This is a genomic window from Mesorhizobium sp. M7A.F.Ca.MR.362.00.0.0, assembly GCF_004023175.1.
GTDB lineage: Bacteria > Pseudomonadota > Alphaproteobacteria > Rhizobiales > Rhizobiaceae > Mesorhizobium.
Map to the genome: position 1 here is coordinate 1 of NZ_RZTF01000173.1, position 7,483 is coordinate 7,483.

Here is a 7,483-nt window from a genome sequence, read left to right on the forward strand (position 1 = left end):
TGCCGTGACCGATCCGGTACCGCTCTCGATGGATTTCGTCAGTGCCAACAATCTGGACCCATACGATTCGGATGGCCTGCGCGCTACGAGCGAGACCGGTATCTGGTTCACCTATGTGCCGGACATGGACGGCTACGTGACGGTTTTCTGGCTATCGGACCGAGTGACCTATCGCCTGTTCAGACAATACTATCCGCGCGATGCGGACGGCTGGGCGAATGGTTGGCTCTCGGTGGAAGGAGTTGTCGGCATCTGGACGAACAATTCATTCGCAGGTCGCGACTACGTCGAAATTTCGAGCAGCAACGGCAATGCGCACGACACGCTACAAGCGAGCGGGGTCCTTTTCATTCACAACAGTACATACCCCGTCCAGGCAGGAAAACCGGTCCATGTGCTGATCGGAACGCGGTCGAAAGTCTTTAGTGTTTGCGACGGGACAGGCATCAATTTGGGGGCGGGCGTTGTCGCGCGAATTGATCACCCCATTTCCATCTTCACGCGAGCGGAGCTGGAGCCATATTCGCCGTTTTACTGAACCTGGATGACAACTGGACCGGCACCCGTTTCGAGACATTCGAACCGGGATAAGGCGGATCTGTCGGGCCGATTACCGACAGGCGGGAAAGCTGATGCGCGATTTTTGCGCCGTCCATCGAACAGGGGGCGGCCGCGCTCCGGGCGATCTGGCGGTCTTGGGAGCGCGCAGCGCACGCGGTGCGGCTTTGCTCCAAAAACGTTGCGAAACGACCCGAGAGCGGTTATACAGACCGCGAATTTCCCATTTTGGTGGCTCTAAACCACCGCCCGCGCGGGAACGCGGGCGAACGAGAAGGATTTGTAAAATGGCCAATACGCTGCTGATGCCCAAGGCGACCGCTGTCTGGCTGGTCGACAATACCGCACTTTCCTTCGAGCAGATCGCGCAGTTCTGCGGGCTGCACCCGCTCGAGGTCAAGGCAATCGCCGACGGTGAATCGGCGCAAGGCATCAAGGGCATGGACCCGATCATGACCGGACAGCTGACCCGCGACGAGATCGCCCGTGCCGAGAAGGATCCGAACCAGCGCTTGAAGCTTTCGGATCCCAAGGTGCGGGTGCCTGAATCCAAGCGCAAGGGTCCGCGCTACACGCCGCTGTCGAAGCGCCAGGACCGGCCGAACGCGATTCTGTGGCTGGTGCGCAACCATCCCGAGCTCAAGGACGCGCAGATCTCGCGCCTCGTCGGCACCACCAAGTCCACGATCGAGCAGATCCGTGAGCGCAAGCATTGGAATTCGGCCAATCTACAGCCGATGGACCCGGTGACGCTGGGCCTCGCCTCGCAGATCGACCTCGACATGGAAGTCAATCGCGCCTCGCGCGGCCGCGAACAGGCGCAGCCGGTCGGCGACACGCTGCTGCCGGCGGCTCTGACCGAGCGGCTGGTGCCGGCTCCCGAAAAGCCGAAGGACGAGGATGCCGAACTCGACGCCAACGCCGTGTTCGCCAAGCTCTCGGCCTTGAAGTCGAAGAACACGGACAATGACGACGACGAGTGAGGTTGTCTAATATTCCAAGAAAAAAGCCCGCTTCGAGCGGGCTTTTTTGTAGCTGCTATCGATGACTGCTCGGCAAGCCCGGAGACCTCTTGGCTCGTCCTTCTCACCAGGACGCGGGATATGAATATATTGAGGAGAGACTTGCTTGTCGGGGGTGGGGCGCTCTGTCTCGCAAGTCAGGTAAAAGTTTTTGCGCAAACTGCTGCTCCGCTTCGGGAGCGCGTATATGCAGACAAAGCGCCAGCATCGCTGACCTCATACAAACGAGCCGTTGGCGCCATGTTGGCTCTGGATGCCAAGGACGGCCGCAACTGGTTTCGGCAAGCGCTTATTCATGTGCTCGATTGCCCGCATGACAATTGGTGGTTCCTGCCGTGGCATCGCGGATATCTGCTGAACTTCGAAAATATTTGCCGCGAACTGAGCGGTGACGACGCCTTCAGGTTGCCGTATTGGGACTGGACGGAAAGCCCGTCGGTGCCACTGGCATTCTTCGACGATGAACTCAATCCCGGCAATGCCCGCTTCACAGAAGGCTATGTCAGGTTCAGAGAGGGCGCCGAGGACATGCTCAAAAGCTGGTGGACTGGCCTAACTACTGAGCAGTTAAGCCAATTGAGTGTGCGACCCACCCCCCTTACGGACGTTGATAGCATCCTTGCAGAGTTGGACAGTCATTTCTATAGCGGCAATGGCGCGCGGGATCCAAGCAAGGACGCCCCCGACTTGGCTGACGACGCGAAAGCCAACGTAAAACTTGCCTATATCGAAGGCGCTCTATCTGTTGGGAAATTCGACCAATTCTCTAGCTACAAGACCAATACACACCACGATCAGGGGCATCAGGGAACTCTGGAGAGCGGTCCGCATGGCATGGTGCATTACCGGACTGGCGGGTTCATGGGTGCATTCCTGTCGCCAGTGGACCCCATTTTTTGGTTGCATCACGCAAATCTCGATCGGTTGTGGGATGTCTGGACGAGAAAACAAGCCAACGCCAATTCGGCCATTTTGCCGGACAAAGCGGATATTGACGCGTTCAAAAATGAACCGTTCCTGTTCTTCCATGGAAAGGATGGGGCGCCGCTCGCCAAGCGATGCGGAGATTCCCTTGATCTGAACGGTCTCGGCTATGCCTATGAGCCGGGTAGTGCCGAGAGTGTTGCGGCAGCGCCCGTGGCACCACCAGCCAACCTGACGAACGTTCTCTTCGCATTGAACGTTGGCGCCGATTTACGGTCGGGATTTGAAGCATCTGGCGCCATAACGGGGCTTTCGGAAGCGCTCTCGGTTGTCGGCGATGACAGCAGTAGTGAGCTCTTTACCCGTATCACGCTTACGCCGCCGAGCGATGCCAAGGACGTCAGCGTTCGAGTGTATATTAACTGCCCCTATTTGTCGAAATTCACGCCGGTCGACGACCCGCACTATGTTGGCACCATCTCGTTCTTTTCAGCCATGCATCGCAGTCAACATCATTCCAACGAAGTTACGGTGTTGCTTCCGCTTGGAGTAGCGCTCAAGGCACTTGGGGAACAGAAAGAGCTGCCCAGATCGGCGATAAAGGTGCAACTCATACCCATTGCGGAAAACCCGTCACAGACCGTCGATGGCATGTTGCAGAGCGTTACCGTCGAAGTACTCTGAATCGAACTGCAGAGCACTTCCAAAGAGGGCGGCATGAAGCTGGTGGCGTTGAGTATCATGTGCCTGATTAACCCAATATCGTCCCCTTCCTGTGGGCCGGTCGTATCCATTACCGTCAATCAACCGCCTCGGCCGGCATCCGAGGCGGTGAGAATTCTCGAACTGACGATCGACATTCCCGCCAAAGTGTCGGTAACGATCAAGAACGAGGCCGGTGAGATCATAGGTGCAGTGGCGCCGTTTGGCCGAGCCGGTCCTTCGACATACACAATCGTTGTCAATGATGGCGGGTCGGACGGCGAGCGTCGGTTTGTCCTCCAAGCATTGCATTTGGAAGACGGGAAGGAGGCACCCATCATCTGTGTCAAGAAGGCCCGGTTTCGCTAGATCATCGATCTTCGCAATAGCTGCGAACCGCAACCGATCTCCCGAATGAGTGGGCTGACTCTCAGCTGCGCGCAGCGCGATCCGGCGCCATGCCATAGTCCTCGCTGCGCTCCACCGCGCGGTAGAAGTCGGCAAGCTGCTTGCCGCGCTCCGGCTTGAAGATGCGGCCGGCGATGACCACGGAGGCGATGCGATCGATGCGGAAGGCGCGGAAATCGTCGCGCATCTCGCACCAGGCGACCAGGGTCCACACCTTGCCCCAAAACCACAGACCGAGCGGGCGGATATCGCGGGCGGTGCCGCGGCCGGCCTCGTCGGAATAGTCGATGGTCAGCACCTGGCGTTTTTCGACCGCGCGCTCGATCAGGTCGATCGCCTCGCGGGCGGCGTCGCTGACCACCCACATCGGTGTGTGGATCTCAGTGCGGGCAATGCGGTCTTTCTCGGCATCGGGCAATACGGCGCCGATCTTGACCAGCGCCTCGTCGGCGGCCCTCGCCATGGCGGCACCGCCAAAGGCGCGCACCATGCGGGCGCCGGCGACCAGCGCGACGATCTCGTCACGTGTGAACATCAGCGGCGGAAGGTCGAAACCCTCCCTCATCATGTAGCCAACGCCGGCCTCGCCGTCGATCGGCACCCCGGTCGATTGCAAGTCGGCAATGTCGCGATAGATGGTCCGCTCGGAAACCTCGAGCCACGTGCCGAGCTTCTGGGCGGTGACCAGTCGGCCACCGCGCAGATGCTGCACGATCTGGAAGAGCCTGTCGGCGCGGCGCATCGTATGGTCCCTCGGTGTTGTCTTTATGCATGTCGCCCAAAACTGATGTCCACTTTTGGACGGCACGGCATCGTGTTTTCGCGCATGCCGTTATCCCAAAACCGCAGAACACTTTTGGGCGGCGTGCCTCATGGATTCAGCCCTTCGCGCTTGCGCTGCGCGGCGACGAACTCCGCGCCGAAGGACAGTTTCTTCGTCGTCGGTGTTTTCGCATCGAGCACGCGCCAGAACGGTGCCACGTCACTCAGCGCCATGCCGCGCTGAAGGTCCTCGTTGGCGGCTTCGGCAACAGTGCGCAGATGATAGCCTATGGTGACCGGGCATGTCACTTCGGCGCCATGCTCGACGGCAAGTGCTGTACGCAGCGCACGCACATCCATGTCGATGCCTTCGGGAATCGAGCGGATGAAATCATCAACCTGGCGCGCCGTCGGCACCAGCATAGGCTGGCCTTCGACGACATCGGCCATCGTGCGCGGCGTTGGCTTCACGCCGTTGATGCCTGGTGTGCTCAGTCTGTCGTTCCAACTCTTCATCGATCGTCCTTTGACGCCAATGCGCGGTGTCCGAAGCTGACACCATTGCACGGCCCTCCTGACAGCATACTGTCAGGAGCCTTCAGCATATTCCTTGGCAAACAGTGTCCGCATCCGCGCGAGATCGCTGCCTCTTTCGGGGTAGAGCGTCTTCAGAAAGGCGAGCGCGAAGGTGCCCGGCGCCGAGCCCGGCGCGGAAACAATTTTGCCGTCGGCTACGGCATGCGGCACATCCTGGTAGTTCTCGGCACCGGCATAACCGGTTTCATGACCCTTGATCCTCTCGCGGCCATTGCTGGTATGCTTGGCCTTCTCGAACAGGCCGGCGCGGGCCAGCGCCAGCGTGCCGGCGCAGATGCCGCCGACCACACCGCCGCGCGATGCAATGGCGGCAAGCAGGTTGCCTACATCAGGCTGTGCCTTGCTCGTCCACTGGTCGGAACCAATGATGGCAATGGCATCGAGATCGGCATTCTCGCTGGCGCCTGTTGAGCGATCGGGGATCAGCCGAAAGCCGCTAATGCCAGTCACCTGCTTGCCATCAGGCGTCAGCGACATGGCACGGGCGCCGAACCATTCGACCGCCGAGGCCGCCAGCATCCCATACTCCCAGTCGGCAAAACCTTCGATGAAAAGGAAGCCGATCGTCTTCTGTTCGGGCATAAGCTCGCTCCCATCCTCACGCACCGGACCTGTTATCTGGGCGTTGACGCGCCCACATCCAATCGCCGGTCGAAAATTGACTTCAATTGCCGCGAGGGCCACGGTCCGCATACATATCCGGCCAGCCGATATCCTTGCGAATGTCCGCCGGCAGCGAGTTCATGAACCGCTGGGTGCGGATCTCGTTGCGCATCGTCCGGATCTTGCCGACATAGTGCTGCATGCCGCGCAGAATGGTATAACCGTTCATAGCTAGTCTCCTCTCTCTGTGTAGAGGCACTATCGCATACCCCTCCTGACAGCAGTCTGTCAGGAGGATGGCAGGGCGCGAACAATAGTTCCGGACAGTGCGCGCGCCGCAGGCAAGGCATCGCTTTTCGCCGCATCGACCGGTGCCTCAAGGCAGGTTTGCGACTTCCGATTGATCATAGCGACGGCGTTGTTTTCGGCGCCGCTGTTCAGCTTCCGGCGACGGACTGTCGGAATACGAGGCCTTCAGCGGGGTGACCGCAGGTCTGATATGGAGGGAGAAAATTCTTCCCCAACAGCAGGGAGACGACGATGAGCTTGCAACTGACAGGTATCCACCATCTGACCGCCATCACCGCCAACGCGCCCGGCAATCTTCATTTCTACACCAAGGTGCTGGGTCTGCGGCTGGTCAAGAAGACCGTAAACCAGGACGACACCTCGGCCTACCACCTTTTCTATGCCGACGGCGAAGCGACACCGGGCACCGACCTTACCTTCTTCGACTGGCCGGTCGGCCGCGAGCGGCGCGGCACGCACAGCATCGTGCGGACCAGCCTCAGGGTCGGCAGCCGGGAGAGCCTTGCCTGGTGGAAGCAACACTTGACCGACGAAGGCCTGGCAACAGGAGAGATCGCCGACATCGGCGGTTATGCGTCACTGGACTTCGAAGATTCCGAGGGCCAGCGTCTGCGCCTGGTCAGCGATGGCGGCAAGGGCGGCAGCCATCCCTGGGCGCAAAGCCCGGTACCGGCCGAGCACCAGATACGCGGGCTCGGGCCGATCGTCATCAGCGTTCCCGACATCACCAACACCGAGGCGGTGGTGACCACGGTGATGAACATGCGCAAGGCGCGCGACTATGCCTCGCCGGAGGGCCAGGTTCACGTCTTCGAGATGGGCGAGGGCGGGCCGGCGGCGGAGCTGCATGTCCTGGTGCAGCCGGGACTGGCGCCGGCACGGCAAGGTGCCGGTGCGGTTCACCATGTTGCCTTCAGGGCGCCGGACCAGGAAACGCTGCATCAATGGACGGCGCGGCTGGCCGAATTCCGCCTGCCGTCGAGCGGCGAGGTCGAGCGCTATTACTTCCGCTCGCTCTATTTCCGCGAGCCGAACGGCATCCTGTTCGAGATCGCCACCGACGGGCCGGGCTTCACTGCCGACGAGCCGCTGGAAACACTGGGGGAAAGTCTTGCCCTGCCGCCATTCCTCGAACCGAAGCGCGCTTCGATCGAGGCCGGCCTCAAGCCGCTGAAGTAGATCGTTGCCCAGTCGCAGGCGGGCGCCGCGTTCCGACCTAGGATCGCGGCGTCCGTTCTTTCTCAGGCAGCGAACGACGTGCTTTGACAGCCGGGCGCGTTGCTGGTCAAAGGCGGCATGACGAAATTCCTCGCCCTTGTCATCGTCGGTTTCATGGTCATTCAACTGATCAAGCCGCTTGGCTGGCCGGGCCTCAAGCGACGTGGTGATTTCTGGAAACTGGCACTGCTCGCCATGGCCGCGATTTCCCTGGCGGCCGTGCTCGGGCATTTGACGTAGGACGGCACTTGTCGTCGGTGCTCAATTGCCAAGCACCGGGCCAACCAGATGCTCGGCCCAGGCCCGGTAGCCTGCTTCCGAGGCGTGAAAGCCGTCCGACGCAAAGCCGGCTTCCGGATTGGTGATCGGCAGGCGCGGCG

Annotated in this window: 9 protein-coding genes and 2 pseudogenes; 6 read left to right on the forward strand and 5 right to left on the reverse strand. The window is 60.5% G+C overall.

Annotation, left to right across the window (positions count from 1 at the left end):
• The 4 genes and pseudogenes from EOC06_RS20395 to EOC06_RS20410 form a co-directional block, all read left to right on the forward strand.
• A pseudogene (locus tag EOC06_RS20395) lies at positions 1-538 on the forward strand (hypothetical protein); the annotation flags it as partial.
• Positions 539-845: 307 nt separating this feature from the next.
• A complete protein-coding gene (locus EOC06_RS20400) occupies positions 846-1,541 on the forward strand; it encodes a DUF1013 domain-containing protein (RefSeq protein ID WP_023810957.1) in 696 nt (231 codons plus the stop codon).
• Positions 1,542-1,661: 120 nt separating this feature from the next.
• Positions 1,662-3,188 carry a tyrosinase family protein gene (locus EOC06_RS20405; protein ID WP_128308626.1) on the forward strand — a complete coding sequence of 509 codons (1,527 nt, stop codon included), beginning with the start codon at positions 1,662-1,664 and terminating at the stop codon, positions 3,186-3,188.
• A gap of 33 nt (positions 3,189-3,221) precedes the next feature.
• Positions 3,222-3,575 carry a hypothetical protein gene (locus tag EOC06_RS20410; RefSeq protein ID WP_128308627.1) on the forward strand — a complete coding sequence of 118 codons (354 nt, stop codon included), beginning with the start codon at positions 3,222-3,224 and terminating at the stop codon, positions 3,573-3,575.
• Positions 3,576-3,636: 61 nt separating this feature from the next.
• Here EOC06_RS20410 and EOC06_RS20415 read toward each other — a convergent pair whose 3' ends face one another.
• From EOC06_RS20415 to EOC06_RS20430, 4 genes are all read right to left on the reverse strand, one after another.
• Entirely contained in the window at positions 3,637-4,356 is a 720-nt protein-coding gene (locus EOC06_RS20415) for a YafY family protein (RefSeq protein WP_013529238.1), read from the reverse strand.
• A gap of 128 nt (positions 4,357-4,484) precedes the next feature.
• A complete protein-coding gene (locus EOC06_RS20420) occupies positions 4,485-4,892 on the reverse strand; it encodes a hypothetical protein (protein ID WP_128308628.1) in 408 nt (135 codons plus the stop codon).
• 72 nt (positions 4,893-4,964) lie between these two features.
• Complete coding sequence (locus EOC06_RS20425; RefSeq protein ID WP_128308629.1) at positions 4,965-5,555, reverse strand: DJ-1/PfpI family protein; 591 nt, start codon at positions 5,553-5,555, stop codon at positions 4,965-4,967.
• An 82-nt stretch (positions 5,556-5,637) separates the two neighbouring features.
• Positions 5,638-5,805 (reverse strand): hypothetical protein, encoded by a 168-nt coding sequence (locus EOC06_RS20430; protein ID WP_013529241.1) that lies wholly within the window; start codon positions 5,803-5,805, stop codon positions 5,638-5,640.
• Between the two features lie 311 nt (positions 5,806-6,116).
• Here EOC06_RS20430 and EOC06_RS20435 point away from each other — a divergent pair, with 311 nt between their 5' ends.
• Together EOC06_RS20435 and EOC06_RS40870 are read left to right on the forward strand one after the other, a co-directional pair.
• Positions 6,117-7,064 (forward strand): ring-cleaving dioxygenase, encoded by a 948-nt coding sequence (locus tag EOC06_RS20435; protein WP_128308630.1) that lies wholly within the window; start codon positions 6,117-6,119, stop codon positions 7,062-7,064.
• Positions 7,065-7,181: 117 nt separating this feature from the next.
• A complete protein-coding gene (locus tag EOC06_RS40870; protein ID WP_023810961.1) occupies positions 7,182-7,343 on the forward strand; it encodes a hypothetical protein in 162 nt (53 codons plus the stop codon).
• Between the two features lie 21 nt (positions 7,344-7,364).
• Here EOC06_RS40870 and EOC06_RS43005 read toward each other — a convergent pair.
• Positions 7,365-7,483: pseudogene (locus EOC06_RS43005) on the reverse strand (SGNH/GDSL hydrolase family protein); the annotation flags it as partial.